We start from the raw sequence: 26,202 nt of genomic DNA, 5'->3' as shown, positions 1-26,202 counted from the left end.
GTACTGAGGTGCAGATGAGACCCGCGCTTCCTGTTTTCGCCTGCTTGCTGTCTTGTATCAGTGCGCCGGCCTTGGCCGATACCTTTAGCGCCGCCATGGGCATGGACTATTCGAGCGGCGACTATGGCACCGGCACCACTTCGGAGATCTGGTACGTTCCCGTGGTCGGTAAATATGAAACCGGGCCCATGACCTACAAGGTCACCGTGCCCTGGCTGCGCATCACCAACCCCGAAGTAGGCCCCAATGGCGACCCCTTGCCCGGTGGCTGCCGCAATGTCGAAAGCGGGCTGGGCGATACCGTTGCCAGCGCCGGTTATGCCCTGCTCGATGGCAACGATGGCGGCGTGATGCTCGACCTGATCGGCAAGATCAAATTCCCCACTGCCGATGAAGATCAGTGCCTGGGCACCGGTGAGTACGACTACACCGCCCAGGTCGACATCGCCAAGGCCTTCGGCCCTGTCACCGGCTTCGCAACTTTGGGCTGGAAAAAGTTCGGCGACCCGCCCGACAGCGATTTTGACGACCCGGTATTTGTCAGCCTCGGCTTCGCCATACCTGTGGCTACAGGCACGTCGGCAGGCGCCTCCTACGACTGGCGGCAGAAAGTGGTCTCGACGGGGTCGCAGATCCAGGAGCTCACCCTGTTCCTGACCCACAAGCTCAACCAGCAGTGGAAGGTCCAGCTCTACGCGGTCAAGGGGTTCTCGGACGCCAGCCCGGATGCCGAGGGCGGCCTGATGCTGTTTCACACGTTCTGACAAAAAAAGCCCCTGCCCCGGGCATTCCTGGTGGGGAGTGCCGGGGCGGGGGCTTTTTCAGCTTTCAGACCCGTCAGACAGGCTCAGCCCACATATCGTATTCGTCGGCATCCACCACACGGCAACGGACCTTGTCGCCTGGCTTGAAGCCATGGTCGCCGTCGATGAACACGCTGCCGTCGATTTCAGGGGCATCAAAGAAGCTGCGGCCAACCGAACCCTGCTCCTCGACTTCATCGATCAATACTTCGATTTCCTTGCCGATACGCAGTTGCAGGCGCGCCGTGCTGATGGCCTGCTGGTGGGCCATGAAGCGGTCCCAACGTTCCTGCTTGACGTCATCTGGCACCTCTTCCAGGCCCAGGTCGTTGGCCGGGGCGCCCTCGACTGGCGAATACTGGAAGCAGCCCACGCGGTCCAGCTGCGCCTCGGTCAGCCAGTCCAGCAGGTACTGGAAGTCTTCCTCGGTCTCGCCAGGGAAGCCGACGATGAAGGTGGAGCGTATTACCAGCTCCGGGCACTGCTCGCGCCAGTTCTTGATACGCGCCAGGGTACGGTCTTCGAAGGCCGGGCGCTTCATCGACTTGAGCACTTTCGGGCTGGCGTGCTGGAACGGGATGTCCAGGTAAGGCAGGATCTTGCCGGCGGCCATCAGCGGGATCACGTCGTCGACGTTCGGGTACGGATACACATAGTGCAGGCGAACCCAGGCACCCAGGCTGCTCAGGGCCTCGCACAGCTCCAGCATGCGGGTCTTGACCGGGCGGCCGTTCCAGAAGTCGGTCTTGTACTTGACGTCGACGCCGTAGGCGCTGGTGTCCTGGGAGATTACCAGGATCTCCTTGACCCCGGCCTTGACCAGGCGCTCGGCTTCGCTCAGCACTTCGCCCACCGGGCGGCTGACCAGCTTGCCGCGCATCGACGGAATGATGCAGAAGCTGCAGCTGTGGTTGCAGCCTTCGGAAATTTTCAGGTACGCGTAGTGACGCGGGGTCAGCTTGATGCCCTGTGGCGGCACCAGGTCGATCAGCGGGTTGTGGTCCTGGCGCGGCGGTACCACTTCGTGCACGGCGTTGACCACCTGCTCGTACTGCTGTGGGCCGGTGACCGACAGCACGCTGGGGTGCACGTCACGGATGCTGCCTTCTTCGACACCCATGCAGCCGGTGACGATGACCTTGCCGTTTTCCTTGATCGCTTCGCCGATCACTTCCAGCGACTCGGCCTTGGCGCTGTCGATGAAGCCGCAGGTGTTGACCACCACCACGTCGGCGTCCTCGTAGGTGGGCACGACTTCATAGCCTTCCATGCGCAGCTGGGTAAGGATGCGCTCGGAATCGACCAGGGCTTTTGGGCAACCCAGGCTTACGAAACCTACCTTGGGGGTGGCGGGCGTGGTGGACATGACTAACCTCGGTATTGAATGCAGGTCGCCCGGCCGGAATCGGGGGCGAGCTTGACGGGCGCTTTTTTGCGCCTCTGATCAAAAAGTGCGCAATTCTAGCGAGCGCAGGGGCGCTTGACCAGCAGAAATACGACGAACGCTGCGCTATGCTTCGCGCCTTTACGTCAAGGTGCCTGCGAGCGCTTGGCGGCAGATTGAATATCAAGGGCCGTGATGGCCGCGTGCGGGAGTGGTCGATGTTTCAGGCAAGCAGTCACGCTGAGGGCGGGCACGAGGGCAAGCAGGGTGCGGCGCGGTCGGTGGGCCTGCTCGTGGCGGCGGTCGGGGTGGTGTATGGCGATATCGGCACCAGCCCGTTGTATACCCTCAAGGAAGTCTTTACCGGCGGTTACGGGGTGCCGGTCAACCACGATGGCGTGCTGGGCATCCTGTCGCTGATATTGTGGTCGCTGCTGTGGGTGGTTTCGTTCAAGTACGTGATGTTCATCCTGCGCGCCGACAACCAGGGCGAGGGCGGCACCATGGCGCTGACCGCCCTGGCGCGGCGGGCCACGGCGGCGTATCCGCGGCTGCGCACGTTGATGGTGATCTGTGGCCTGATCGGCGCGTCGCTGTTCTACGGCGACAGCATGATCACCCCGGCGGTGTCGGTGCTGTCGGCCGTGGAGGGCATGGGCCTGGCCTTCGACGGCATCGACCACTGGGTGGTGCCGATTTCGCTGGTGGTGCTGGTGGCGCTGTTCCTGGTACAGAAGCATGGCACCGAGAAGATCGGCAAGCTGTTCGGCCCGATCATGGTCACCTGGTTCGTGGTGCTGGGCGCGTTGGGCGTGCATGGCATTTCCCAGAGCCCGGAAGTGCTCAAGGCGTTCAACCCGGGCTGGGCAGTCAACTTCTTCGTAGTCCATCCCGGCATGGGCGTGGCCATTCTCGGTGCGGTGGTGCTGGCGCTGACCGGTGCCGAAGCACTGTACGCCGACATGGGGCACTTCGGCCGCAAGCCGATTGCCCGGGCCTGGTTCATCCTGGTGCTGCCAGCGCTGGTGCTCAATTACTTCGGGCAAGGTGCATTGCTGCTGCAAAACCCTGACGCGGCGCGCAACCCGTTCTACCTGTTGGCGCCGAGCTGGGCGCTGCTGCCGTTGGTCGGCCTCGCCACCATGTCCACGGTGATCGCTTCGCAGGCAGTCATCTCGGGTGCCTTCTCCCTGACCCGGCAGGCCATCCAGCTGGGCTACATCCCGCGCATGCAGATCCAGCACACCTCCAGTGACGAGCAGGGGCAGATCTACATTGGTGCGGTGAACTGGACGCTGATGGTGGGCGTGGTGCTGCTGGTGATCGGCTTCGAGTCATCCGGCGCCCTGGCTGCGGCCTACGGCGTGGCGGTGACCGGCACCATGTTGATGACCACCATCCTGGTTTCGGCAGTGATGCTGCTGCTGTGGAAGTGGCCGCCGCTGCTGGCGGTGCCGATCCTGCTTGGTTTCCTGTTCGTCGACGGGCTGTTCTTTGCCGCCAACGTGCCGAAAATCGTCCAGGGCGGTGCCTTCCCGGTGCTGGCCGGCGGTGTGCTGTTCCTGTTGATGAGCACCTGGAAACGCGGCAAGCAGATCCTGATGGAGCGCATCGACGAAGGCGCGCTGCCGTTGCCGCTGTTCATCAGCAGTATCCGTATTCAGCCGCCGCACCGGGTCGAGGGCACGGCGGTGTTCCTCACGGCGCGCTCCGATGCGGTGCCCCATGCGTTGCTGCACAACATGCTGCATAACCAGGTGCTGCACAGCCAGGTGGTGTTGTTGACGGTGGTCAGCGAAGACCGGCCGCGCGTGCCGGAGCAGGAACGCTTCGAAGTGGAGGCCTACGGCGACGGCTTCTTCAGGGTGCTGTTGCACTTTGGCTTCATGGACGAGCCGGACGTGCCGGCGGCCTTGAAGCTGTGCCATCTGGACGACCTGGACTTCACGCCTATGCGCACCACCTACTTCCTCAGCCGCGAGACGGTGATTGCTTCTCGGCTGGAAGGGATGTCGCGCTGGCGGGGCAACCTGTTCGCGTTCTTGCTGAAGAATGCCAACGGTAACCTGCGCTTCTTCAACTTGCCGCTGAACCGGGTAATCGAGCTGGGGACCCAGGTCGAGATCTGATGGCTAAAGGGCTGCTTTGCAGCCCATCGCTGGCAAGCCAGACTCCCACCGGGACCGCGTCATGTTGAATAATTGCGCAGTATTTGTGGGAGCCTGGCTTGCCGGCGATGGGCCGCAAAGCGGCCCCGATTCATGTCAGTTCTGTTCTGCTACGCTCGACTTGCCTTGGCGGGTCTCGATTTCACCAATCAAGCGCTTGGCCAGCGCCGGGTAGTTCTCGTCGAAGTGGTGACCACCCGGCAGCTTCAGGCGTTCGCCCACAGCGGTCTTGTCGGTACAGCCGCTCTCGTCGGTCTCCTCTACGCCATACACACACACCACCTTGGACGCCGGCAGCCTGGCCATCTCCGGCCCGGTTGGCGCTTCCTGGCCTTCCTTGCCCAGCCAGCCTTCAACCTCGATCTCGAAGCTGCCGCTGCGGGCGAAGGCCAGCAGCAGCACCGCATCGATACGTTGCTGGTCCTCGGCTGGCAGGCGGTTGTAGATCGCCGGCAGCACATCCGCACCAAACGAATAACCGGTCAGCACGAAGCGCTTGGTGCCCCACTTCTGCCGGTAGTGCTGCATCAGTTCGGAAAGGTCGGCGGCACTTTGCTCCGGGGTCTTGTGCTGCCAGTAGTAGCGCAGTGTGTCGATGCCAACCACCGGGTAGCCGAGCTTGGCCATTTCCCCGGCCACGTCGCGGTCCAGGTCGCGCCAGCCGCCGTCACCGGAGAGGAACAGGGTGACCGTGTCGGTCGTTTGCCCGGCCGGTACCTCGACCACCGGTATGGCCAGGGCATTGCCATCGTGACCGACCAAGGCCTGGGTCAACTGGGCCTTGAGCACTTGTGGCAGGTGGATGTCGTAGTCGCTGATGCTGGTTTCGGCATTGGCCTGGTCGCGCACGAATGCGGCGCTGGCGTCATCGGGGTTGTCGTTCCAGGCGACGTTCCAGTGGCCGTGGGCAGCCGCTTTTGGCAGCGCGACCTGGCAGCCGGGTTGCTCGACGGTGAAGTCCACGGAAATCGCCCGGGCCTTGTCGTCTGTCTGGGTGGCCAGCCAGCGCCAGGCTTGTGCGGCGCCTGGGCCGATACCGGCGACCAGGGTTGGCTTCTCGGACAGCTGCGCCACGGCCTGGTCCATTGCCTGTTGCTGCCGGGTGCAGTCGTTCGGTGGCAGGATCACCTGCACCAGTTGCGCCTCACCTGACTGGCTCAGGTCCAGCAGCTGTTTGTCGGTCAGCGCCTGGTCCTGCGGCACGCCGATGGCCACCCGCGCCTTGGGGTGCACGCCAGGGGTCACGCGGGTGATAGCCGTGTCATTGAGGGTGAGTTGCTCCAGGCGCGCCTCGGGGGCGGGGCGGGTCCATAACCAGAAGGCCGCAGCGCCGCCAAGAGCCGCCAGCAGCAGGGGAACAAGCAGGTACAGCCAATAGCGTCGGGTCATCAACGTTTCACCAATCCAGTCAGGCCGCCAGCAATCAGGGCGGCGGTGTCGGCCAGTGCCACCAGCGGGTCGAGCCCGGCTGGCACGGCCATGTAGCGGGGTTCCCAGTCCGGCTGGAACTTGTCCTTGAAGCGCCGCAAGCCCTGGAAGTTGTAAAGCTGCTCGCCACGGCGGAAGACCATGGAGCCCAGGCGTTGGGTCAAGGGTGCACCACGCCGTGGTTGCAAGCCGGAAAGTGGCACCATGCCCAGGCTGAAGCGGGCGTAGTCATGGCTCTTGTAGTGCAGGATCAGGCCGATCATCATGAACTCCATAGTCAGCTTGGGTGCTTCGGGATGCGCACGCATCAAGTCGAGGCTTGCCAGTTCGTTGCCATGGGTTTCCAGCAGGTTGGCGAAGGCCACCGGGCGGCCCTGGAAGCGAATCAGGGCGATGCGGAAGTGCTGCAGGTATTCGGGGCTGAAGCGCCCCAGCGAGAAGCCTTTCTCACGCACATTCTTGCCGCTGAGCCAGGCGTCGGAAATCTCCTTCAGCTCGGCCAGCGGGGCATGACCGTGCTCGTGGATTTCCAGGCTGAGGCCATCGCGCCCGCCGCGGTTCCAGGTGTAGCGCAGGTCTTTCATTTCCTTGCCCTTGGCTTCGAGGTCGAAGCGGCGCAAGTCGACCCGGGCTTCTTCGCCCAGCTTCAGCGCCGTCAGGCCGATGTCCATGTAGAATGGCAGGTTCTCGGCGCGCACCTGGTAGAACACCGGTCGCGCGTGGTGCAGGTCGCACAGGTCGCGGAACTGCCAGATCATTTCTGCGCGCTCCTGGGCCGGGCCGATCGGGTCGTACAACGCCACCAGGCTGCGGCCACGCCGGGCGTACATGAGGAAGGCGTTGTCACCTGGGTGGAACAGCAGCGCCTTGTCGCCGGTCAGCGCCAGGCCACCGTCGGGCTGGTCGGAAGCCAGCAGAATACGGTTGGCGCGTTGCAGCTCTTGTTCATCGGGCAGGTGGATCACTGGTGGGGCGGTACGCAGCAGCCAGGTCAGCGCCACGGCTGCCAGCAGCAAGGCGCTGCCCATCGCCGCGCGCAGGCCACGTGGCGCGTCGGCATCAAGGGTGAACTGCCACCACAGCTGATGGCTGTAAGGCACATCCTGATAGGCGAACAGCAGCAGCCACACCGATGCGCCGACCGTGCAGGCGCTGGCCACCAGAAACACCGGCGAAAACGGTAGCTCCAGCAGGCGGCTAGGGCGGTAGAACGAGCGACGAAACACGGCCAGGAGGATGGCGGTAAACGTCAGCAGGCTCGCCTCTTCCCAGTCAAATCCCTTGAGCAGCGACAGCAGGGCGCCGACCAGCAGCAGCACGGTGGTCAGCAGCCAGGCGGCGGACAGCCGCCGGCGCAGGCCCTGGGCCAACAGCAGGCACAGCACGCCGATCAGGCTGGCGCCGAAGTGCGAGGCATCGATCAGGCGGTGCGGCACCAGAAAGCCCATGTGCTCCAGGCGTGTATCGATCTCCGGCGTGGCGCCGGAGAACAGCAGCACCACGCCGGACAGAAACACCAGAATCGACAGGATCGGCGCGGCCAGCCCGGAGGCGGCCTTGATGGCCTGTTGCGCAAACAGCAGGCGCCGGGCTTCGTTGGCCAGCAGCAACACACAGGCCAGTAACAGCGGCAGCACCACGTAGATCAGTCGGTACAGCAGCAGGGCGGCTGCCAGCGGTGCGGCGCCGAGCTGGTCGGCAAAGGCCGCCAGCAGGATCGCTTCAAACACCCCGACGCCGCCTGGTACGTGGCTGAGCACGCCCGCCGCCAGGGCCAGCAGGTACACCAGCACAAACGCGCCGAAAGGCGGTGCTTCAGGCAGCAACAGATAGAGCACGGTGGCGGCAGCAGCCACATCCAGTGCAGTAATCAGCAATTGCAGGGCGGCCAGGCGGGCGCCGGGCAGGCGCAGCGTGCGGCGACCCAGCTGCACCAGCAGGTTATTGGCCAGCGGTTGCTCTGCCAGGCGCCGGCGGTACAAGCCCAGCACCAGCAGGCCGGACGTCACCAGCACGGCCGTGGCGATACCCGCCAGCAGGCCAGCTGACAAGCCCAGCGCGGTCGAGGCGGCAGGCAGGTCGCTCAGGGTGGCCACGGCGGCCAGCGGCGGCAATGCGCAGCCCAGTGACAGGCTGGCAAACACGGTCATCCGTGCAACTTCGCCCGCGCCAAGGCCCTGGCGTGCATACAGCCGGTAGCGCACCGAGCCCCCTGACAGCATCGACAGGCCGATGGCGTTGCCGATGGCGAAGGCGCTGAAGCCGCCCATCAGCAGGGTGCCCACCGGCAGCTTCACCCCGGCATAGCGGCTGGCCGACCATTCATAGCCCAGCAGGATCACGAAGCCGATCACGGTCGCCAGCAAGGCGCCCAGCAATGACTGGGCCGGCACGCTGAGCATGGCATCGTGCAACGCATAGATGTCCAGCTCGCTCAGCAGGTGGCGGCAGGCAATCAAGGCCATGGTGAACAGCACCAGCGTCACCACCAGGCCGATGGGCTGACGGTAGCGGCTGAGGCGTTCGAGCAAGGGCAGGCGTTGCACGGCACCGGGCAGCGCCGAAGCGAGCGGCACCGGGGGTTCTGGGTTGTGCGAAGTCATGAAGTACCCCGGGCAGCTAGCGCGAGGTGAAGGAAAGGCGCGGCCAAGTGAAAGTCCCTTAGGAAAACGTATCCAATGTTACTCCGACCTCAACCGCTTTCAGCGGCCTGGCCGGGTTAAAGATAGTTCATCCTGGGCACGGCACCTCAAGCCTGCGGGTTGGCTGGAGGGCGGGGAAAATCGAAGTGACGAAAAGACGGAAGGGCAGAAACAACAAACCCCGCGCTGCTGTTACACAGGCGGGGTTTGTTCTGACGAATATGGTTGCGGGAGCCGGATTTGAACCGACGACCTTCGGGTTATGAGCCCGACGAGCTACCAGACTGCTCCATCCCGCGTCAGAGGTGCGCATTCTACAGCGAACGAACATTGTGTCAAGCGATTGTCACTGATATTCGAAAATCTTTTGCTGGCGTGTTATTGCGAGCAAACAAAAAGGCCACTGTATGAACAGTGGCCTTTTCTTGAAGCTGGTTGCGGGAGCCGGATTTGAACCGACGACCTTCGGGTTATGAGCCCGACGAGCTACCAGACTGCTCCATCCCGCGTCTGTGGGGCGGATTCTACAGTTTCCTGAACCTTTGTCAAACCTTAGTTGTTGATTTATCACAATATTCTAACGAGGCCTTTTTCGAGGCCAAAGAAAAAGGCCACTGCGTTAACAGTGGCCTTTTCTCGAATCTGGTTGCGGGAGCCGGATTTGAACCGACGACCTTCGGGTTATGAGCCCGACGAGCTACCAGGCTGCTCCATCCCGCGCCTGTGAGATCGAATTCTACGGATTTACTGCCGGGTGTCAAGCAAATTTTGTAGAAAAACCGTTTTTGTTCAATCCCTTAGCGCTTGATAACCTGACTTGGCCCAGGCGCGGCGGGGCTTTCAGGCCGATTATCGCGTGGCAATGTGGCTGAGCTGTTTCAGAATAGGGCGCATGCGATACTATCTGTATGAATTTACAGTGCTGACGGTCATCCATGTCCTTGCGCAAGATCATCCACGTCGACTGCGATTGTTTCTACGCCGCGATCGAGATGCGTGACGACCCGCGCCTGGCCGGCAAGCCCATGGCAGTGGGGGGCTCTGCCGATCGTCGTGGGGTCATTGCCACCTGCAACTATGAAGCGCGCGCCTACGGGGTACGCTCGGCCATGTCGTCCCGGCACGCACTCAAGCTGTGCCCTGACCTGCTGATCGTCAAGCCGCGCTTCGAGGCCTATCGCGAAGCCTCACGGGAAATCCACACCATCTTTCGCGACTACACCGAGCTGATCGAGCCCCTGTCGCTGGATGAAGCGTATCTGGATGTCAGTGACAGCCAATGGTATGCCGGCAGCGCCACCCGAATTGCCGAGGACATTCGCCGGCGCGTCGCCCGCACATTGCATATCACCGTGTCGGCGGGGGTCGCGCCCAACAAGTTCCTGGCCAAGATTGCCAGTGACTGGCGCAAGCCAAACGGGCTGTTCGTGATCACCCCGGGCGAAGTGGAAACGTTCGTCGCGGCGCTGCCGGTGGCCAGGTTGCACGGGGTGGGCAAAGTCACGGCAGAAAAAATGACCCGGCTGGGCATCGAAACCTGCCTGCAACTGCGTGAATGGTCGCGCCTGGCGCTGGTGCGGGAGTTCGGTACGTTTGGCGAGCGCCTCTGGGGGCTGGCACGCGGGGTGGATGAGCGGGCGGTGCATAACGATAGCCGTCGCCAGTCGGTCAGCGTGGAAAACACCTACGACACCGACCTGCCAGACCTGGCCAGCTGCCTGGCGCGGCTGCCGGAGCTGCTGGACAGCCTGAACGAGCGTATCGCCCGCATGGACAGCAGTTACCGGCCGGACAAACCGTTCGTCAAGGTCAAGTTCCATGACTTCAGCCAGACCACCATGGAGCAGGCAGGGGCGGGCAGGGACCTGGAAAGCTATCGGCAGCTGCTGGGCCAGGCGTTCGCCCGTGGCGGCAAGCCCGTGCGCTTGCTGGGGGTGGGGGTGAGGTTGCGCGACCTGCGCGGGGCGCATGAGCAGCTGGAGCTGTTCCCTCCTATATAAAGAGGGAAAGCGCCAAGGCCGCTGCTTCAGTTCATGCCGGGTTATTGCGCGCCGGGGTCAGCCACCAAGCGGCCAGTAGCCTTGGTCAACGACTGCAGGAATTCCTGCTGCAGTTCAGGGTCGTTGCGCGTCAGCTCGATCAGGCTCTGTTCCATTTCGCTGGCTTCCTCTTCAAGGCCCAGCTCGGACAGGCGCTTGACCCGGTGTACCCACTGGCCGACATCATCATCTTCGAGGTCATCGAAAATCAGCTCATGGGCTTCGAGCAGCTTGTTGCGCAGGGTGGCACTGACCAGCAGGCTGGCGTCGCCACGTACCGCGTTGTCCTCGTCGACTACCTGCAGATGCAGGGTGCCGACGTGGTTGAGGTTCTGTTCGGAGAACGGGCTGTCGAGCAGGTTCAGGCGTAGCACGCCGCTCCTGTCGGTGGTCAGCTCGTGGGTCATCTTGCCGGCCTTGACCTCGACCAGGCGTTCGCTCCAGGGCACGCTGGTCGATTCCTCGCGCTTGCCTTTCTGCACTTCGCTGATCCCCGCCAGGTTCTGCTGGGCGCGGCCGTTGGACGGCACGTTCATGAACGGGTTGAGCCCGTCCACGCCGTAGCTGAGCCAATCGTGGGTGATGCTTTGCGGCAGGTTGCCCAAGGCGAAGACATTGACCACATTGGCGCCGACGCCGGCCACCACCGCCACTGCGCCCAGCGGGATCTCGTAGATCTCCCGCCAGGGCTGGTAGGGTGTGTAGCGGTCATAGCGACGAGTGACTTCAAACTCGGTGACTTCGAAGCGCTTCTGCTCATGCACGCGCACACGTCGCTGCGGAAGCTCCATCACCTTCGGCTCGCCGACATCGATCTGCAGGGTGTGCTCGAGCAGTTTGCGCTCGACGCGCTCCTCATGGTCGCTGCGCTGGGACATCTGGTTGGCGCAGCCGCCGAGGAGCAGGGCGCCAAGTGCGGCGCCCCCAAGGGTAATGGTACTTCGCTTGAACATGATCACTCGTGCATTGGTTATCAGCGGCGAACGCGGGCCTGCAGGAAGGTCAGCACTTCATTGACTGGCAATGGCTGAGCTTCCTGCTCGGTGCGGTGCTTGTATTCCAGGTTGCCGTCGGCCAGGCCGCGATCGCTGACGACGATGCGGTGCGGGATACCGATCAGCTCCATGTCGGCAAACTTGATGCCTGGGCTGGTCTTCTTGTCGCGGTCGTCCAGCAGCACTTCGAAGCCGGCGGCGGTCAGTTCGGCGTAGAGCTTGTCGGTTGCCTCGCGAACCACGTCGGTTTCGTAGCGCAGCGGTACCAGGGCAATCTGGAACGGGGCCAGGGCGTCGTTCCAGATGATGCCCTTGTCGTCATAGCTCTGCTCGATGGCCGCCGCGACCACGCGGGACACGCCAATCCCGTAGCAGCCCATCGACAGGACCACCGGCTTGCCGTTTTCGCCCAGCACCTGGCACTTCAGCGCCTCGCTGTACTTGGTGCCCAGCTGGAAGATGTGGCCCACTTCGATGCCGCGCTTGATCACCAGGGTGCCCTGGCCGTCCGGGCTCGGGTCGCCTGCGACCACGTTGCGCAGGTCGGCAACCTGCGGCACCGGCAGGTCGCGCTCCCAGTTGACCCCGAAATAGTGCTTGTCATCGATGTTGGCGCCGATGCCGAAGTCGCTCATCAGGGCAACCGAACGGTCGATGATGATTTCCAGCGGCAGGTTCAGCGGGCCCAGCGAGCCGGCGCCGGCGCCGATGGCGTCGCGCAGTTCGGCTTCGGTAGCCATGACCAGCGGGTCGGCAACCTGCTCGAGCTTGGTGGCCTTGATTTCGTTCAGTTCATGGTCGCCACGCACGATCAGGGCGATCAGCTTGCCTTGCTCGGCGCCGCGCACGATCAGGGTCTTGACGGTTTTCTCGATCGCCAGGCCGTGGTTTTCCACCAGCTGGGCAATGGTCTTGGCCTCTGGGGTGTCGACCAGGCGCAGCTCTTCGGTTGGGGCAGGGCGCACGGTTTCACGCGGGATGGCCTCGGCCTTCTCGATGTTGGCGGCGTAGTCCGAGGTGTCGCTGAAGATCACGTCGTCTTCGCCGGACTCGGCCAGCACGTGGAACTCGTGCGAGTAGCTGCCACCGATGGAGCCGGTGTCGGCCTGCACTGGGCGGAAATCCAGGCCCAGGCGGCTAAAGATGTTGCTGTACGCCTGGTGCATGCGGTCGTAGGTTTCCTGCAGGGAAGCCTGATCGGCATGGAACGAGTAGGCGTCCTTCATGATGAACTCGCGGCCACGCATCAGGCCGAAGCGCGGGCGGATCTCGTCACGGAACTTGGTCTGGATCTGGTACATGTTGAGCGGCAACTGTTTGTAGCTGGACAGCTCGTTGCGGGCCAGGTCGGTGATGACCTCTTCGTGGGTAGGGCCTACACAGAAATCGCGCTGGTGGCGGTCTTTCAGGCGCAGCAGTTCAGGGCCGTACTGCTCCCAGCGGCCGGACTCCTGCCACAGTTCGGCAGGCTGGATGCTTGGCATCAGCACTTCCAGGGCACCGGCGGCGTTCATTTCCTCGCGCACCACGGCCTCGACCTTGCGCATTACCCGCAGGCCCATCGGCAGCCAGGTATACAGGCCAGAGGCCAGTTTGCGGATCATGCCGGCACGCAGCATGAGCTGATGGCTGATGACCACTGCATCGGCAGGAGTTTCTTTCTGGGTGGCGAGCAAATATTGACTGGTGCGCATGGTTAGCCGTGTCGATTGCCTAAGACGTTGAAATAGCCCCGCATTGTACGGGGGCGAAACGATGGCGTACAGGATGCCCCAGGGCGTGACGCTTGTCAGCCAAGAAAAAGCCCGGCGTGATCGCCGGGCTTTTTCAGGTGCGGGGCACTGCAAGCCAGGCTTACAGGATGCTCAGCGGGTACTCCACGATCAGGCGCAGTTCGTCGATCGACGGGGAACCGTAGTAAACGCCATCACCCGAGCGGTAGGTGGCCTGACGGACACGGAAGCTGAGGTCCTTGGCCGGGCCTTCCTGCAGCACGTACTTGACGTCGATGTCGCGTTCCCATTCCTTGCCGCTGTCGGTGGTGCGGGTGGTTGCACCGGTACCGCGAACGTAGCGGGTCATGAAGGTCAGGCCTGGTACGCCGAACTCGGCGAAGTTCAGGTCGTAGCGCGCTTGCCAGGATTTCTCGTCTTCGGCGTTGAAGTCGGAACGGGCAACCGAGTTGGCCAGGAATACCGTGCCGCCACCGTCGACGCCGTAGGCGTAATCGCCGTCGCCGCTGACCTTCTGGTAGGCCAGGGTGAAGGTGTGGGCGCCAATGTTGTAGGCGGCCGAGAGGCTGGCTGCGATGTTGTCCAGGTCGTTGCTGCCGTCGGACTTGCTGACGAACGCGCCGGTACGGTTGTCACCGATGGACTTGGTGTCATAGATGTTGAAGTCGAACACCAGGCCTTGCTTGTCGCTGATCGGCAGCGCCCAGTTGATATTGCCGTACCACTTGCGGAAGTGGTCTTCCACGCGCGAGTAGTACACGCTGCTGCTGAGGCTATCGGTAATGGCGTAGGTGCCACCGAAGACGTTGGCCTCGGTCAGGTTCAAGCTGTCGTGGTAGGTCTGGGCCTGTGCGTTCAGCGCGGTGAAGTGACCGGCATGCAGGGTCAGGCCTTTGATTTCGTTGCTGGTGATCAGGCCACCTTCGGCAACTTCCGGCAGCAGGCGGCTGTCGTCGGTGGCAAATACTGGCAGCGCGGTGAACTGGTCGCCGAATTTGAACACGGTGTCGGAAACGCGCAGTTTTACCGCACCACCGCCTTCGGAGTAATCATCTTGCGAGCGGCCGTCGGAGCCGGTCGGGAACAGGCCGGTGCCGGCGCGGCCGCGGCCGCTGTCCAGTTTGAGGCCGAGCATGCCGATGGCATCGATACCAAAGCCTACGGTGCCCTGGGTGAAGCCCGACTCGAAGGTGCCGAGGAAGCCAAGGCCGGTTTCTTCAACGCGGCTCTGGGTGCCGGGCGCGTTGTTGCGGAAGTCACGGCTGAAGTACAGCATGCGGGTCTTGACGTTCAGCTTGCTGTCTTCGATGAAACCCTTGGACTCGTCCTGGGAAGAGGCCAAAGCCAACTGCGAGGTCCCTGCCGCAACGGCCAGGGCGATCATGCTCCACTTCATCACGCGCATCGTGATTTGCTCCTTTGGTTTTTTAGGAAGAGTACCGCTGCGTCCATGTGTTTTAGTTATATGGTGCAGCTCTTTCTTGTTATGTCGGCGAAAATGTATAGCACGCTGACTGTTGTTGGCGATATGGCTATAAGCACTCTTTACGGAACTTTTTTGCCATGTCGCTTTTAGGTAGTTCCATGTCGCAAACCACGCCCCGGTTGAGGGGTCGTACAACCCCAGCGCTGTTTCCGTGACCGTAACAAACCTGTAACTACAGGATCTGTATGAGGAAACTCCCTGGTGACCAATGCCGCTGTTGTTATTTGTCGCGTACACCTGCCCTTGCAGATGCCGTGCCGACTTGGCGTGAAGGGAATGCAACAAGTGTGCTCAAAATTCGCAACACTTCATGAAATTTTCACAAAACCCAATACCGGGGGTCGGAAAGTCCCGTAAACACGGGGCGATGGCTGTCTGAGGGTGTGCCGGAGTCGAGAATCATTAAAATTTAAAAAGCTGTCATGAAAGTCAATGTGTTACCGCAACTAGTTAATCCAGAGTGGTTTGTGGGGTGGCAAGTGTGGTGAAGGGTGGCCGGGGGGGCCTCATTTTGGTGCGAAAAGTAGCGCTGTGTTACCGCGAACGTGCAGGGTATCCTTGCCAGCCTGTTTTCCGCTTGAAGCGGGTTGGCTTTGCTTAAGGAGATATGCCGTGTTCGTCCTCGATTCGCGTTTGCAGCAGGATTCGCTGGTGCTGGGAGAGTTTGCCTTGTGCCAGCTGCTGCTGAGCAAGGATGCCAACTACCCATGGTTCATCCTGGTGCCCAAACGTGCCGACATCAGTGAACTGTTCGAGCTCGATGCGGCGCAACAACAGCAGTTGTGGCAGGAAACCACCCTGCTGGCCGAAGCGTTGAAGGCCAGTTACGCAGCCGACAAGATGAACGTGGCCACGCTGGGCAATGTTGTCAGTCAGTTGCACATGCATGTGATTGTTCGCCAGCGTGACGACGCCGCCTGGCCAGCACCGGTATGGGGCAAGTGCCCACCAGTGGCCTACACCGATGAGCAGTTGCAAGCCGTTCGTCAGCGCTTGCGGGGGCTGAAGCTTGCCGGTTTCGAGGAGGCCTGAGATGTCGCTGGAAATGCGTATGGTCGAGCTGGAAACCCGTCAGGCGTTCCAGGATGACACCATCCAGGCGCTGAACGATGTGGTGGTCGAGCAGGGGCGTGTGATTGATCGGCTGCAGTTGCAAGTGGCCGAGCTGATCAAGCGCCATGCAGAAATGGTCAGCCAGTACGGCAGCGAAGGGGACGAGGCGCCACCGCCTCATTACTGATTGCTCAAGCCGATGCGCCGGTATCGCTGATGCGCTACCGGCGCTGAGGCGGGGTCAGCGGCGTGTTACCGCCACCACATCCTCGGCCTGCAGGCCCTTGTCGCGGTGCATCACCGAAAACTCCACGCGCTGGCCTTCGACCAGGATGCGATGGCCTTCGCCGCGAATGGCACGAAAGTGCACGAAGATGTCATCGCCCGAGTCGCGGGAGATGAAGCCGAAGCCTTTCGACGTGTTGAACCACTTGACGGTACCGGTATCCCGGTTGCCGGCCTCTTGCGCCGCGTGCTGGCTGTGCCGCGCCTTGCGCGGGCTGCGGGCAAAGCCCACGGCCAGGTGCAGGGCCACGGCCAGCGTCGCGCAGACCAGTGCTGCAAGGTTGCCCATTTCCGGGCGCGCCAGCAGCGTCAGCGTCTGCAGCACCACCGCTACCACCAGCAGGGCGCAGGCCAGGTGCTGCAGTTGTTGCCGCGCACCGCGGTAGTACAGTGGCACCACCGGGGCCAGGATCAGGTTGAGCAGGCCGAGCAGGGTCAGGTAGACCGCGTCCGGTTGCTGCAGGAAGGGTGTCGCATCGGTTTTCAGGCTGGGTATGAGCGATAGCAGCAAGGCTGCCACGCCCGTCACCAGATGGACGATCTTGAACATGGGGTTGGCTCACAGTTGATAAGGCCGATCACAGGAAGAGCTGGCAGCACGGTGCGCATGAGGTGTAAAGCGCGAACACGTGGCAGGCCAGCCTATGCACCCGGCAATGACAGTCCGCACGGGTGGCACCGTGCCTATTTAACAGCAAAGCCTCAGGCTACTCAAACCGCAGGCCATGCCAGCCGATGTGTTGCGCCATGTCATGGGCGGGGTCGGCCAAGTATTGCTACAGTGGACGGCGCCCGCTTGAGTCTCAAGCCTTATGGAAAGGGGAACTTCATGGCAATCGATATCGGTATCAGCGAAGAAGATCGCAAGTCCATCGTCGATGGGCTGTCGCGCCTGTTGTCGGATACCTACGTGCTGTATCTGAAAACCCATAACTTTCACTGGAACGTTACCGGCCCGTCGTTCCGCACCCTGCACCTGATGTTCGAAGAGCAGTACAACGAACTGGCACTGGCGGTCGACTCGATCGCCGAGCGCATCCGGGCTCTGGGCTTCCCGGCGCCAGGGTCGTATGCATTCTATGCGCGCCACTCGTCCATCAAGGAGGAGGAAGGCGTACCCCCGGCCGACGAGATGATCCGCCAGCTGGTCCAGGGCCAGGAAGCCGTGGTGCGCACCGCGCGCAGTATCTTCCCGGTGGTGGACAAGGTCAGTGACGAGCCTACTGCCGACCTGCTGACCCAGCGCATGCAGGTTCACGAAAAGACCGCATGGATGCTGCGTGTGTTGCTCGACGGCAAGTAATTGCCCCAGGGCCAGGGGCCCGGTCGCGCATTCCCGACCGGGCATTGCATAGTCCGCAGGAAGATTTTGCCGCTGTTTTGAGCTCGCCCTTCAGCGCTTCATAGGCCGCCTGGTACCTGTGACGAGGAAGTGTGGCGCATGATGCAAGCGAGCAAACGTGTGGCTAACCAGGGGCGTTGGCCAGGAAAACAGTGCATTGATCCGTTCAAGGCGGATTTCGACATGTTGCAAACCCAGCCGGTGTCACGTTCGGTGCGGCTCAACGGGTTTTCCACCTGTCTGCGCCTGGAGGCTGTCTACTGGGGTATTCTCGAGCGCATCGCCGCCGCCAATCGCTGCTCGGTCAGTGCGGTGTTGTCCTACGTGGACCGTGAAGTGCACCTGCGCCAGGGTGGGGTGCGCAACTTCAGCGGGCTGATCCGGGTAATCTGCGTTGCCTGGCTGCAGGATCCACCAAATTTGCGCTGATCGCCGGGCGGGCTGCGCAGTGCCGGTTAACCATATATAATCCCGCTTTTTGCTGCCCCGGCAGCCAGCGTTGTGGTTGACGAGAGACACCCATGCCCCTTTATGACTATCAATGTGCGTCCTGCGAGCACCGTATGGAAGCGCTGCAGAAAATCAGCGCCGCGCCGCTGACCGATTGCCCGGCCTGCCAGGCGCCGGCCCTGAAGAAGCTGCTGTCGGTGCCGGGCTTCCGCCTGAGCGGTAATGGTTGGTATGAAACCGACTTCAAGACCGGGGCGAAAAAGAATCTTGCAGGCGGCGACAAGGCCGACTGAGTTGAATGCTGTGACCGGGTCTTGCAGTATTAGCCCTCCGGGCGGCCAAGGCCTCCACCGAATACACGAATCACGAGAAGCGAAACCACCATCATGATGCGCAGCCATTATTGCGGCCAACTGAACGAGAGCCTGGACGGCCAGGAAGTCACCCTTTGCGGCTGGGTCCATCGTCGCCGCGACCACGGCGGGGTGATCTTCCTCGACATCCGTGACCGCGAAGGCATGGCCCAGGTCGTGTTCGACCCGGATCGCGCCGAAACCTTCGCTGCTGCCGACCGCGTGCGCAGCGAATACGTCGTGCAGATCACCGGCAAGGTGCGCAAGCGCCCTGAAGGTGCGGTGAACGCCAACATGGCCTCCGGTGGCATCGAGATCCTCGGCTACCAGCTGAACGTGCTGAACGAAGCTGAAACCCCGCCGTTCCCGCTGAACGAATATTCCGACGTCGGCGAAGAAACCCGCCTGCGTTACCGCTTCATCGACCTGCGTCGCCCGGAAATGGCCGACAAGCTGCGCCTGCGTTCGCGCATCACCAGCAGCATCCGTCGCTTCCTCGACGAAAACGGCTTCCTTGACGTCGAGACGCCGATCCTGACCCGTGCCACGCCGGAAGGCGCGCGTGACTACCTGGTACCAAGCCGTACCCACGCCGGTAGCTTCTTCGCCCTGCCGCAGTCGCCCCAGCTGTTCAAGCAGCTGCTGATGGTTGCCGGTTTCGACCGTTACTACCAGATCGCCAAGTGCTTCCGTGACGAAGACTTGCGTGCCGACCGCCAGCCGGAATTCACCCAGATCGACATCGAGACCAGCTTCCTCGATGAAAGCGAGATCATGGGCCTGACCGAAAGCATGATCCGCAAGCTGTTCAAGGAAGTGCTGGACCTGGAATTCGGCGAATTCCCGCACATGACCTTCGAAGAAGCCATGCGCCGCTACGGTTCCGACAAGCCGGACCTGCGTAACCCGCTGGAGCTGGTCGACGTTGCCGACCAGTTGAAAGACGTCGACTTCAAGGTGTTCGCCGGCCCTGCCAACGATCCTAAATGCCGCGTTACCGCCCTGCGCCTGCCAGGCGGTGCCAGCATGCCGCGCAGCAAGATCGACGAGTACACCAAGTTTGTCGGCATCTACGGTGCGCGTGGCCTGGCCTACATCAAGGTCAACGAGCGCGCCAAGGGCGTCGAGGGCTTGCAGTCGCCGATCGTCAAGAACATCCCCGAGGCCAACCTCAACACCATCCTTGACCGCGTTGGCGCCGTTGACGGCGACATCGTGTTCTTCGGTGCCGACAAGTTCAAGGTGGTCAGCGAAGCCCTCGGCGCGCTGCGTATCCGCCTGGGCCACGACTTCGAGCTGCTGACCTGCGAGTGGGCACCGATGTGGGTCGTCGACTTCCCGATGTTCGAAGAGAACGAAGACGGCAGCTTCACTGCACTGCACCACCCGTTCACCGCACCGAAGTGCTCGCCGGAAGAGCTCGAGGCCAACCCGGCCACGGCGCTGTCGCGTGCCTACGACATGGTGCTGAACGGTACCGAGCTGGGTGGCGGTTCGATCCGTATCCACCGTAAAGAAATGCAACAGGCGGTGTTCCGCCTGCTGGGCATCGAGGCAGAGGAACAGGAAGAGAAGTTCGGCTTCCTGCTCGACGCCCTGAAGTTCGGTGCACCGCCCCACGGTGGCCTGGCCTTCGGCCTGGACCGCCTGGTCATGCTGATGACCGGCGCCCAGTCGATCCGTGAAGTGATTGCCTTCCCGAAAACCCAGAGCGCCGCGTGCGTCATGACCCAGGCCCCTGGCCTGGTCGATGCCAAGGCGCTGCGCGAGCTGCACATCCGACTGCGCGAACAGACCAAGGTCGAGTAAGCTGTCCCCGGGCGCATCCACATGGATGCGCCTTTGCGTTTCGGCGCAGGTTTTTGTCCGTCCCGCCCCGTACAGGGGCGGGGCTGTTTGTGATTCAAAGGATTCGGAGTCGTTATGGCTGGTCATTCCAAGTGGGCGAACATCAAGCACCGCAAAGAGCGCCAGGATGCCAAGAGAGGCAAGGTCTTCACCAAGTGGATCCGCGAGCTGACGGTTGCTGCCAAGCAGGGCGGTGCCGACCCTGCATCCAACCCGCGCCTGCGTCTGGCGCTGGACAAGGCTCTGGGCGCCAACATGAGTCGCGATATCATTGATCGCGCCGTGGCCCGTGGTGCCGGCACCAACGAAAGCGACAACGTCGAAGAGCTCAGCTACGAGGGTTACGGCCCGGGTGGCGTGGCGATCATGGTCGAGGCCATGACCGACAACCGCAACCGTACCGCCGCCGCCGTGCGTCATGCCTTCACCAAATGTGGCGGCAACCTCGGTACCGATGGCTCGGTGGCTTACCTGTTCGAGCGCAAGGGGCAGATCAGCTTTGCTCCGGGGGTGGACGAGGACGCGTTGATGGAAGCGGCGATGGAGGCCGATGCCGACGACGTGGTGGCCAACGAAGATGGCTCGTTCGACGTATTCACCTCGTTCAACAGCTTCTACGCCGTGCGCAATGCCCTGGAAGAAGCGGGTTTCAAGGCCGCTGACGCAGAAATCGTCATGCAGCCGACCACTAGCGCCGAACTCGACCAGGATGGCGCAGAAAAGGTGCTCAAGCTGATCGACATGCTCGAAGACCTGGACGACGTGCAGAACGTCTACTCCAATGCCCAGATTTCCGATGAGATCATGGAAAACCTCGGCTAAGGTGTCCTGAGTTTTCGGGGTAGATCGCTATTTTGGGGCTGCTGTGCAGCCCATCGCCGGCAAGCCAGCTCCCACAGGTACAGTGCATTTCTTAACCCCTGCACTGTACCTGTGGGAGCCGGCTTGCCGGTGATGGGCCGCGCAGCGGCCCCAATAATGTTAAAACATGTGTTTAGTACGACAGGCGCTATGACTCTGATTCTTGGTATCGACCCCGGCTCACGCATCACCGGTTATGGCGTGGTACGCCAGACTGCCCGTGGTTGCGAGTACGTGGCGTCGGGCTGTATCCGCACCGGCAGCGGCGAGCTGCACGAGCGGCTGCAGATCGTTTTTCGTGGCGTCAGTGAAGTCATTGCCCAGCACGGCCCGGTGACCATGGGCATCGAGCGGGTGTTCATGGCTCGCAATGCCGACTCGGCGCTCAAGCTTGGCCAGGCCCGTGGCGCAGCCATTGTTGCCGCCGCCGAGGCGGGCCTGGAAATCGCCGAATACAGCGCCACCCAGGTCAAGCAGGCCGTGGCCGGCACCGGCGGGGCCAACAAGGATCAGGTAATGATGATGGTCATGCACCTGCTGAAGCTGACGCAAAAGCCTCAGATCGACGCCTCCGACGCCCTGGCCATCGCATTGTGCCATGCCCATACGCGCTCCAGCCTGGTGCCGCACGGGCTGGCCACGGCGCGCCGGCGTGGCGGGCGCTTGCGTCTGTAAACGCTTCATGCGCAGATACACAATTTATCCGGGTGATGCGTTTGCCCGCTGCTTTTGCTGATAGGGTTGAGCGGTCTTTGACCGGCTCCCCGTGAGGAAGGACTGGAACGTGATTGGACGTTTGCGCGGCACCCTGGCGGAAAAACAGCCACCGCACCTGATTATCGACGTAAACGGCGTCGGCTATGAGCTGGAAGTGCCGATGACCACCCTGTACCGCTTGCCCAAGGTTGGCGAGCCGGTAACCGTGCATACCCACCAAGTGGTGCGCGAGGATGCCCACCTGCTTTACGGCTTTGCCGAGAAGCGCGAGCGTGAGCTGTTCCGCGAGCTCATCCGCCTCAACGGCGTGGGGCCGAAGCTGGCCCTGGCGCTGATGTCCGGGCTGGAAGTGGACGAGCTGGTGCGCTGCGTGCAGGCCCAGGACACCTCGGTGCTGGTGCGCGTACCCGGCGTCGGCAAGAAAACCGCCGAACGCCTGCTGGTCGAGCTCAAGGATCGCTTCAAGGCCTGGGAAACCTCCCCGGCCATGTTCACCCTGGTGTCCGACGGGCCGTTGCCGGTCGCCAGCGAGTCCAGCGCCGAGGCGGATGCCGTCAGTGCCCTGGTCTCGCTGGGCTACAAGCCCCAGGAAGCCAGCAAGGCAATCGCCGCGATCAAGGACAAGGCCGGCCTGGGCAGTGAAGAGCTGATCCGCCGCAGCCTGAAAGGGATGATTACCAAGTGATCGAAGCCGACCGCCTGATCGCCGCCAGTGGCCGCGACCGTGAAGAAGTCCAGGACCGTGCGATACGCCCGCTGCGGCTGGACGAATACATCGGCCAGCCAGTGGTGCGCGAGCAGATGGCGCTGTTCATCCAGGCCGCCCGCGGTCGCAGCGAGTCGCTCGATCACACGCTGATCTTCGGCCCGCCCGGTCTGGGCAAGACCACCCTGGCCAACATCATCGCCCACGAAATGGGCGTGTCGGTCAAAAGCACCTCCGGGCCGATCCTCGAGCGCCCGGGCGACCTGGCGGCCATGCTGACCAACCTCGAACCGCACGATGTGCTGTTCATCGACGAAATCCACCGGTTGTCGCCGGTCGTCGAAGAGGTGTTGTACCCGGCCATGGAAGACTTCCAGCTCGACATCATGATCGGCGAAGGGCCGGCGGCCCGGTCGATCAAGCTCGACCTGCCACCATTCACTTTGGTCGGGGCCACCACCCGGGCCGGCATGCTGACCAACCCGCTGCGCGACCGTTTCGGGATCGTCCAGCGCCTGGAGTTCTACAGCGACAAGGACCTGGCCACCATCGTCAGCCGTTCGGCCAGCATTCTTGGCCTGGTCATCGAAGACCTTGGCGCCTATGAAATCGCCCGACGTGCCCGTGGCACCCCGCGTATCGCCAACCGCCTGCTGCGCCGTGTGCGTGACTACGCCGAGGTGCGTGGCAAGGGCGAGATCACCAAGGCGGTGGCCGACATGGCGCTCAACCTGCTGGACGTCGACGAGCGCGGCTTCGACCATTCCGACCGGCGCCTGCTGCTGACCATGATCGAGAAGTTCGACGGCGGCCCGGTAGGCGTGGACAACCTGGCTGCGGCCATCAGCGAAGAGCGCCACACCATCGAGGACGTGCTCGAGCCCTACCTCATCCAGCAAGGCTATATCATGCGCACGCCCCGGGGCCGAGTGGTCACCCGGCACGCCTACCTGCACTTTGGCCTGAATATTCCCGGGCGCCTGGGGGAGGGTGGTGATTTTTCCCAGCCAGGCGATGAATGACAGATCAAAACCGACTTTTCGTGGTCCTACCGCTGGCATGCCGAGGGTGCGCTGGCAATAAGACATTAATGAAGAAAAAACAGTTGCCACAGCGGATTGGCAAGCCGAGGAGTAAGCACTAGAGTATGCGCGCGCAAAATGGCCTGGAACCGTTCGCACACCGTTGTCGCGTCTATTACGAAGATACCGATGCCGGTGGCGTGGTGTATTACGTCAACTACCTGAAATTCATGGAGCGCGCGCGCACCGAACGCCTGCGGCAGCTGGGGTTTTCCCAGTCGCAACTGGCCGACGACAACCTGTTGTTCGTGGTCCACTCCAGCGAGGCGCGCTACCACGCGCCGGCGCGGCTGGACGACGAATTGCGGGTGACGGCGCAAGTACTTGAACTCAATCGCGCCAGCCTGCGTTTCGTGCAGCAGGTCTGGCGGGAAAAGGATGAAACGCTGCTCTGCGAAGGGCAGTTCCTGGTGGCCGCGGTGCGCGCCGACACTTTCAAACCCCGAGCCATACCCCCCCAGCTGCGCCACGCCTTTGCGGCGGACGGCTCGGGTAATCAATCGAATGCAGGAGAATAAGCGTGGAAGCTAACGTCGTCGACCATACCTCCATGTGGAGTCTGGTCAGCAATGCCAGCGTGGTGGTACAGCTGGTAATGCTGATCCTTGTGGCCGCCTCGGTCACTTCATGGATCATGATCTTCCAGCGCAGCACCATGCTGCGCGCCGGTCGTCGTGCGCTGGATGCCTTCGAGGAGCGCTTCTGGTCGGGTATCGACCTGTCCAAGCTGTACCGCCAGGCAGGCAGCAACCCAGACCCGGATTCCGGCGTGGAGCAGGTCTTCCGTGCCGGTTTCAAGGAGTTTTCGCGCCTGCGTCAACAGCCGGGCGTCGACCCTGACGCGGTCATGGAAGGCGTTGGCCGTGCCATGCGCGTAGCCATCTCGCGCGAGGAAGAAAAACTCGAGCAGAGCCTGCCGTTCCTGGCCACTGTCGGTTCCACCAGCCCGTACATCGGCCTGTTCGGTACCGTGTGGGGCATCATGAACTCCTTCCGCGGCCTGGCCAGCGCCCAGCAGGCCACCCTGGCCACTGTTGCCCCGGGTATCGCCGAAGCGCTGATTGCCACCGCCATCGGCCTGTTCGCGGCAATCCCGGCCGTCATCGCCTACAACCGGTTTGCCGCGCGCAGCGAAGTGCTGATCGGTCGTTACTACACCTTCGCCGACGAGTTCCAGGCGATCCTGCACCGTAAAGTGCACACCAGCGAAGAGTAATCAGGTAGAAGCCCATGGCCCGAGTTCGCCACAAACGCAAGCCCGTCGCCGAGATGAACGTGGTGCCCTACATCGACGTGATGCTGGTGCTGCTGGTCATCTTCATGGTGACTGCGCCCATGCTCAACCAGGGCGTGAAGGTCGACCTGCCCAAGGTTTCCAGTGAAGCCTTGCCGCAGGACAACAACGTCCAGATCCTCACCATCTCGATCAAGGCCGACAAGACCTACTACTGGAACCTCGGCAGCGAAGTCGACACCGACAAGCAGATGGACAAGGCCATGACCTTGCCCGACATGACCAACGCAGTGACCAAGATCATTGCTGCCGGCCGTGACCAGGGCAAGCAGACCCAGGTCTTCATTCGTGGCGACAAGGCTGTCGACTACGGCGCCGTGATGGGCGCCATGGGCGGGTTGCAGAAGGCCGGTGTCGGTAACGTTGGCCTGATTACCGAGGCGCCCTGATGCAACAGCGAGAGCCATCCGCCTCGGAAAGCTACTTCTGGCCCAGTGTCTGGGCCATCGGCCTGCATGTGCTGGTGTTCGCCATGCTGTTCGTCAGTTTTGCCATGACCCCTGAACTGCCGCCGTCCAAGCCGATTGTTCAAGCTACCCTGTACCAGCTCAAGTCCAAGAGCCAGGCGACTACCCAGACCAATCAGAAGATTGCCGGGGAAGCGAAGAAAACCGCTTCGCGCCAGACCGAAGTCGAGCAGCTGGAACAGAAAAAGGTTGAGCAGGAGGCCGTGAAGGCCGCGGAACAAAAGAAGGCCGACGCAGCTCAAAAGGCCGAAGAGGCTCGAGAAGCCGCCGAAGCGAAAAAAGCCGAGGACGCCGCCAAGGCCGCCGACGCCGCCAAAGCTGCAGAGGCCAAGAAAACCGCCGAAGCCAAGAAGGCCGACGAAGCGAAGAAAGCCGCCGAGAAACAGCAGGCCGACATCGCCAAGAAGAAGGCCGAGGACGAAGCCAAGAAGCAAGCCGAAGAAGAGGCCAAGAAATCGGCCGCTGAAGAGGCGAAGAAGCAAGCTGCCGAGGATGCCAAGAAAAAGGCAGCCGAAGAGGCCAAGAAAAAAGCAGCCGAGGACGCCAAGAAAAAAGCGGCGGCCGAGGATGCGAAGAAGAAGGCAGCTGAAGAGGCCAAGAAGAAGGCCGCTGCAGATGCCCAGAAGAAGAAGGCACAGGAAGCGGCTCGCAAGGCGGCAGAAGACAAGAAAGCCCAGGCCCTGGCCGAGCTGTTGTCCGACACTACCGAGCGCCAGCAGGCCCTGGCCGACGAGCAGGGTGACCAGGTGGCCGGCGACTTCGACGACTTGATCCGTATGCGCGCGGCCGAGGGTTGGGCGCGTCCGCCTTCCGCGCGCAAGGGCATGACGGTGACCCTGCAGGTCAGCATGTTGCCGGACGGCACCATCACCAGTGTCAGCGTGTCCCGTTCCAGTGGGGACGGCCCGTATGACAGTTCGGCGGTGGCTGCGGTGAAGAACATTGGTCGTCTGACCGAGATGCAGGGTATGAAGCCGAGCGATTTCAACCGTTATCGCTCGTTCAAGATGACATTTACACCTGAGGATCTAGCGTTGTGATTAAACGTCTGAGAGGACTGCTGGTC

24 protein-coding genes and 3 tRNA genes are annotated in these 26,202 nt (G+C 62.3%); 17 read left to right on the top strand and 10 right to left on the bottom strand.

Going from position 1 to position 26,202, the window contains the following annotated elements; translation table 11 throughout:
* Window positions 1-14: 14 nt before the first annotated feature.
* Complete coding sequence (locus tag AC5O5R_RS21190; RefSeq protein ID WP_172219691.1) at window positions 15-764, top strand: hypothetical protein; 750 nt, start codon at window positions 15-17, stop codon at window positions 762-764.
* Window positions 765-837: 73 nt separating this feature from the next.
* Here AC5O5R_RS21190 and rimO read toward each other — a convergent pair whose 3' ends face one another.
* Window positions 838-2,169, bottom strand: coding sequence for a 30S ribosomal protein S12 methylthiotransferase RimO (gene rimO, locus AC5O5R_RS21185; RefSeq protein ID WP_172219689.1), 1,332 nt, complete (start codon window positions 2,167-2,169; stop codon window positions 838-840).
* 236 nt (window positions 2,170-2,405) lie between these two features.
* Between rimO and AC5O5R_RS21180 the strand changes: the two genes are divergently transcribed.
* Window positions 2,406-4,316 (top strand): potassium transporter Kup, encoded by a 1,911-nt coding sequence (locus AC5O5R_RS21180; protein ID WP_494514738.1) that lies wholly within the window; start codon window positions 2,406-2,408, stop codon window positions 4,314-4,316.
* 135 nt (window positions 4,317-4,451) lie between these two features.
* Here the strand turns inward: AC5O5R_RS21180 and AC5O5R_RS21175 are convergent, their stop codons facing one another.
* From AC5O5R_RS21175 to AC5O5R_RS21155, 5 genes are all read right to left on the bottom strand, one after another.
* On the bottom strand, window positions 4,452-5,744 hold the full coding sequence (locus AC5O5R_RS21175) for a virulence factor family protein (RefSeq protein ID WP_494514737.1): 1,293 nt from the start codon (window positions 5,742-5,744) through the stop codon (window positions 4,452-4,454).
* Window positions 5,744-8,386: a bifunctional lysylphosphatidylglycerol flippase/synthetase MprF gene (gene mprF, locus AC5O5R_RS21170; RefSeq protein WP_172287489.1), complete on the bottom strand. Its 2,643-nt coding sequence runs from the start codon at window positions 8,384-8,386 to the stop codon at window positions 5,744-5,746. Before mprF ends, AC5O5R_RS21175 begins: the two co-directional genes overlap by 1 nt.
* A 261-nt stretch (window positions 8,387-8,647) precedes the next feature.
* A tRNA-Met gene (locus AC5O5R_RS21165) sits at window positions 8,648-8,724 on the bottom strand.
* A 133-nt stretch (window positions 8,725-8,857) separates the two neighbouring features.
* Window positions 8,858-8,934: transfer RNA gene (locus tag AC5O5R_RS21160), tRNA-Met, on the bottom strand.
* Window positions 8,935-9,068: 134 nt separating this feature from the next.
* Window positions 9,069-9,145: transfer RNA gene (locus AC5O5R_RS21155), tRNA-Met, on the bottom strand.
* Window positions 9,146-9,366: 221 nt separating this feature from the next.
* Here AC5O5R_RS21155 and dinB point away from each other — a divergent pair.
* Entirely contained in the window at window positions 9,367-10,425 is a 1,059-nt protein-coding gene (dinB, locus tag AC5O5R_RS21150; RefSeq protein ID WP_172219750.1) for a DNA polymerase IV, read from the top strand.
* Window positions 10,426-10,466: 41 nt separating this feature from the next.
* Here dinB and AC5O5R_RS21145 read toward each other — a convergent pair whose 3' ends face one another.
* The 3 genes from AC5O5R_RS21145 to AC5O5R_RS21135 form a co-directional block, all read right to left on the bottom strand.
* A complete protein-coding gene (locus AC5O5R_RS21145; protein WP_172219681.1) occupies window positions 10,467-11,417 on the bottom strand; it encodes a hypothetical protein in 951 nt (316 codons plus the stop codon).
* Between the two features lie 20 nt (window positions 11,418-11,437).
* Window positions 11,438-13,153, bottom strand: coding sequence for a proline--tRNA ligase (locus tag AC5O5R_RS21140; protein WP_172219679.1), 1,716 nt, complete (start codon window positions 13,151-13,153; stop codon window positions 11,438-11,440).
* A 160-nt stretch (window positions 13,154-13,313) separates the two neighbouring features.
* Complete coding sequence (locus tag AC5O5R_RS21135) at window positions 13,314-14,597, bottom strand: OprD family porin (protein WP_172219677.1); 1,284 nt, start codon at window positions 14,595-14,597, stop codon at window positions 13,314-13,316.
* A gap of 693 nt (window positions 14,598-15,290) precedes the next feature.
* On the opposite strand from AC5O5R_RS21135, the gene AC5O5R_RS21130 reads away from it, so the two are divergent.
* Complete coding sequence (locus AC5O5R_RS21130) at window positions 15,291-15,710, top strand: HIT family protein (protein ID WP_172285495.1); 420 nt, start codon at window positions 15,291-15,293, stop codon at window positions 15,708-15,710.
* 1 nt (window position 15,711) lies between these two features.
* Window positions 15,712-15,918: a SlyX family protein gene (locus tag AC5O5R_RS21125; protein WP_172230859.1), complete on the top strand. Its 207-nt coding sequence runs from the start codon at window positions 15,712-15,714 to the stop codon at window positions 15,916-15,918.
* Window positions 15,919-15,972: 54 nt separating this feature from the next.
* Here AC5O5R_RS21125 and AC5O5R_RS21120 read toward each other — a convergent pair whose 3' ends face one another.
* Window positions 15,973-16,566 (bottom strand): cold-shock protein, encoded by a 594-nt coding sequence (locus AC5O5R_RS21120; protein WP_172230856.1) that lies wholly within the window; start codon window positions 16,564-16,566, stop codon window positions 15,973-15,975.
* Between the two features lie 279 nt (window positions 16,567-16,845).
* On the opposite strand from AC5O5R_RS21120, the gene AC5O5R_RS21115 reads away from it, so the two are divergent.
* The 12 genes from AC5O5R_RS21115 (at window position 16,846) to tolA (ending at window position 26,176) form a co-directional block, all read left to right on the top strand.
* Window positions 16,846-17,319 (top strand): Dps family protein, encoded by a 474-nt coding sequence (locus tag AC5O5R_RS21115; protein ID WP_003254783.1) that lies wholly within the window; start codon window positions 16,846-16,848, stop codon window positions 17,317-17,319.
* A 138-nt stretch (window positions 17,320-17,457) separates the two neighbouring features.
* Entirely contained in the window at window positions 17,458-17,787 is a 330-nt protein-coding gene (locus AC5O5R_RS21110) for a ribbon-helix-helix domain-containing protein (RefSeq protein ID WP_172230853.1), read from the top strand.
* 92 nt (window positions 17,788-17,879) lie between these two features.
* Complete coding sequence (locus tag AC5O5R_RS21105; protein ID WP_016498320.1) at window positions 17,880-18,101, top strand: FmdB family zinc ribbon protein; 222 nt, start codon at window positions 17,880-17,882, stop codon at window positions 18,099-18,101.
* 93 nt (window positions 18,102-18,194) lie between these two features.
* Entirely contained in the window at window positions 18,195-19,970 is a 1,776-nt protein-coding gene (aspS, locus tag AC5O5R_RS21100; RefSeq protein ID WP_172230850.1) for an aspartate--tRNA ligase, read from the top strand.
* Between the two features lie 114 nt (window positions 19,971-20,084).
* The gene (locus AC5O5R_RS21095) at window positions 20,085-20,831 is read left to right on the top strand and encodes a YebC/PmpR family DNA-binding transcriptional regulator (protein ID WP_172230847.1); all 747 of its coding nucleotides are present in this window, start codon (window positions 20,085-20,087) and stop codon (window positions 20,829-20,831) included.
* Between the two features lie 189 nt (window positions 20,832-21,020).
* Window positions 21,021-21,545 carry a crossover junction endodeoxyribonuclease RuvC gene (ruvC, locus tag AC5O5R_RS21090; protein WP_172219363.1) on the top strand — a complete coding sequence of 175 codons (525 nt, stop codon included), beginning with the start codon at window positions 21,021-21,023 and terminating at the stop codon, window positions 21,543-21,545.
* A 109-nt stretch (window positions 21,546-21,654) separates the two neighbouring features.
* Window positions 21,655-22,272 (top strand): Holliday junction branch migration protein RuvA, encoded by a 618-nt coding sequence (gene ruvA / locus AC5O5R_RS21085; RefSeq protein ID WP_172219365.1) that lies wholly within the window; start codon window positions 21,655-21,657, stop codon window positions 22,270-22,272.
* Window positions 22,269-23,315 carry a Holliday junction branch migration DNA helicase RuvB gene (gene ruvB, locus AC5O5R_RS21080; RefSeq protein WP_172219367.1) on the top strand — a complete coding sequence of 349 codons (1,047 nt, stop codon included), beginning with the start codon at window positions 22,269-22,271 and terminating at the stop codon, window positions 23,313-23,315. Before ruvA ends, ruvB begins: the two co-directional genes overlap by 4 nt.
* 125 nt (window positions 23,316-23,440) lie before the next feature.
* Complete coding sequence (gene ybgC, locus AC5O5R_RS21075; protein ID WP_172219369.1) at window positions 23,441-23,893, top strand: tol-pal system-associated acyl-CoA thioesterase; 453 nt, start codon at window positions 23,441-23,443, stop codon at window positions 23,891-23,893.
* A gap of 2 nt (window positions 23,894-23,895) precedes the next feature.
* Window positions 23,896-24,591 carry a protein TolQ gene (gene tolQ / locus AC5O5R_RS21070; protein WP_008090219.1) on the top strand — a complete coding sequence of 232 codons (696 nt, stop codon included), beginning with the start codon at window positions 23,896-23,898 and terminating at the stop codon, window positions 24,589-24,591.
* Between the two features lie 14 nt (window positions 24,592-24,605).
* On the top strand, window positions 24,606-25,058 hold the full coding sequence (gene tolR, locus AC5O5R_RS21065) for a protein TolR (RefSeq protein ID WP_012273765.1): 453 nt from the start codon (window positions 24,606-24,608) through the stop codon (window positions 25,056-25,058).
* Window positions 25,058-26,176, top strand: a complete 1,119-nt coding sequence (gene tolA / locus AC5O5R_RS21060) for a cell envelope integrity protein TolA (protein WP_172219371.1) — start codon at window positions 25,058-25,060, stop codon at window positions 26,174-26,176. Before tolR ends, tolA begins: the two co-directional genes overlap by 1 nt.
* The last annotated feature ends 26 nt before the right edge of the window (window positions 26,177-26,202 follow it).

It is taken from the genome of Pseudomonas sp. 8_5_2 (assembly GCF_059295255.1).
Note: the sequence above shows the minus strand (reverse complement) of the source record. Positions and strands in the feature narration are given on the sequence as shown.

Bases quoted from the DNA above. Each gene is read 5' to 3' on its own strand.
- AC5O5R_RS21190 (WP_172219691.1), top strand. From the start codon at position 15: ATGAGACCCGCGCTTCCTGTTTTCGCCTGCTTGCTGTCTTGTATCAGT.
- rimO (WP_172219689.1), bottom strand. From the start codon at position 2,169: ATGTCCACCACGCCCGCCACCCCCAAGGTAGGTTTCGTAAGCCTGGGT.
- AC5O5R_RS21180 (WP_494514738.1), top strand. From the start codon at position 2,406: ATGTTTCAGGCAAGCAGTCACGCTGAGGGCGGGCACGAGGGCAAGCAG.
- AC5O5R_RS21175 (WP_494514737.1), bottom strand. From the start codon at position 5,744: ATGACCCGACGCTATTGGCTGTACCTGCTTGTTCCCCTGCTGCTGGCG.
- mprF (WP_172287489.1), bottom strand. From the start codon at position 8,386: ATGACTTCGCACAACCCAGAACCCCCGGTGCCGCTCGCTTCGGCGCTG.
- AC5O5R_RS21145 (WP_172219681.1), bottom strand. From the start codon at position 11,417: ATGTTCAAGCGAAGTACCATTACCCTTGGGGGCGCCGCACTTGGCGCC.
- AC5O5R_RS21140 (WP_172219679.1), bottom strand. From the start codon at position 13,153: ATGCGCACCAGTCAATATTTGCTCGCCACCCAGAAAGAAACTCCTGCC.
- AC5O5R_RS21135 (WP_172219677.1), bottom strand. From the start codon at position 14,597: ATGCGCGTGATGAAGTGGAGCATGATCGCCCTGGCCGTTGCGGCAGGG.
- AC5O5R_RS21125 (WP_172230859.1), top strand. From the start codon at position 15,712: ATGTCGCTGGAAATGCGTATGGTCGAGCTGGAAACCCGTCAGGCGTTC.
- AC5O5R_RS21120 (WP_172230856.1), bottom strand. From the start codon at position 16,566: ATGTTCAAGATCGTCCATCTGGTGACGGGCGTGGCAGCCTTGCTGCTA.
- AC5O5R_RS21115 (WP_003254783.1), top strand. From the start codon at position 16,846: ATGGCAATCGATATCGGTATCAGCGAAGAAGATCGCAAGTCCATCGTC.
- AC5O5R_RS21110 (WP_172230853.1), top strand. From the start codon at position 17,458: ATGATGCAAGCGAGCAAACGTGTGGCTAACCAGGGGCGTTGGCCAGGA.
- AC5O5R_RS21105 (WP_016498320.1), top strand. From the start codon at position 17,880: ATGCCCCTTTATGACTATCAATGTGCGTCCTGCGAGCACCGTATGGAA.
- aspS (WP_172230850.1), top strand. From the start codon at position 18,195: ATGATGCGCAGCCATTATTGCGGCCAACTGAACGAGAGCCTGGACGGC.
- AC5O5R_RS21095 (WP_172230847.1), top strand. From the start codon at position 20,085: ATGGCTGGTCATTCCAAGTGGGCGAACATCAAGCACCGCAAAGAGCGC.
- ruvC (WP_172219363.1), top strand. From the start codon at position 21,021: ATGACTCTGATTCTTGGTATCGACCCCGGCTCACGCATCACCGGTTAT.
- ybgC (WP_172219369.1), top strand. From the start codon at position 23,441: ATGCGCGCGCAAAATGGCCTGGAACCGTTCGCACACCGTTGTCGCGTC.
- tolR (WP_012273765.1), top strand. From the start codon at position 24,606: ATGGCCCGAGTTCGCCACAAACGCAAGCCCGTCGCCGAGATGAACGTG.
- tolA (WP_172219371.1), top strand. From the start codon at position 25,058: ATGCAACAGCGAGAGCCATCCGCCTCGGAAAGCTACTTCTGGCCCAGT.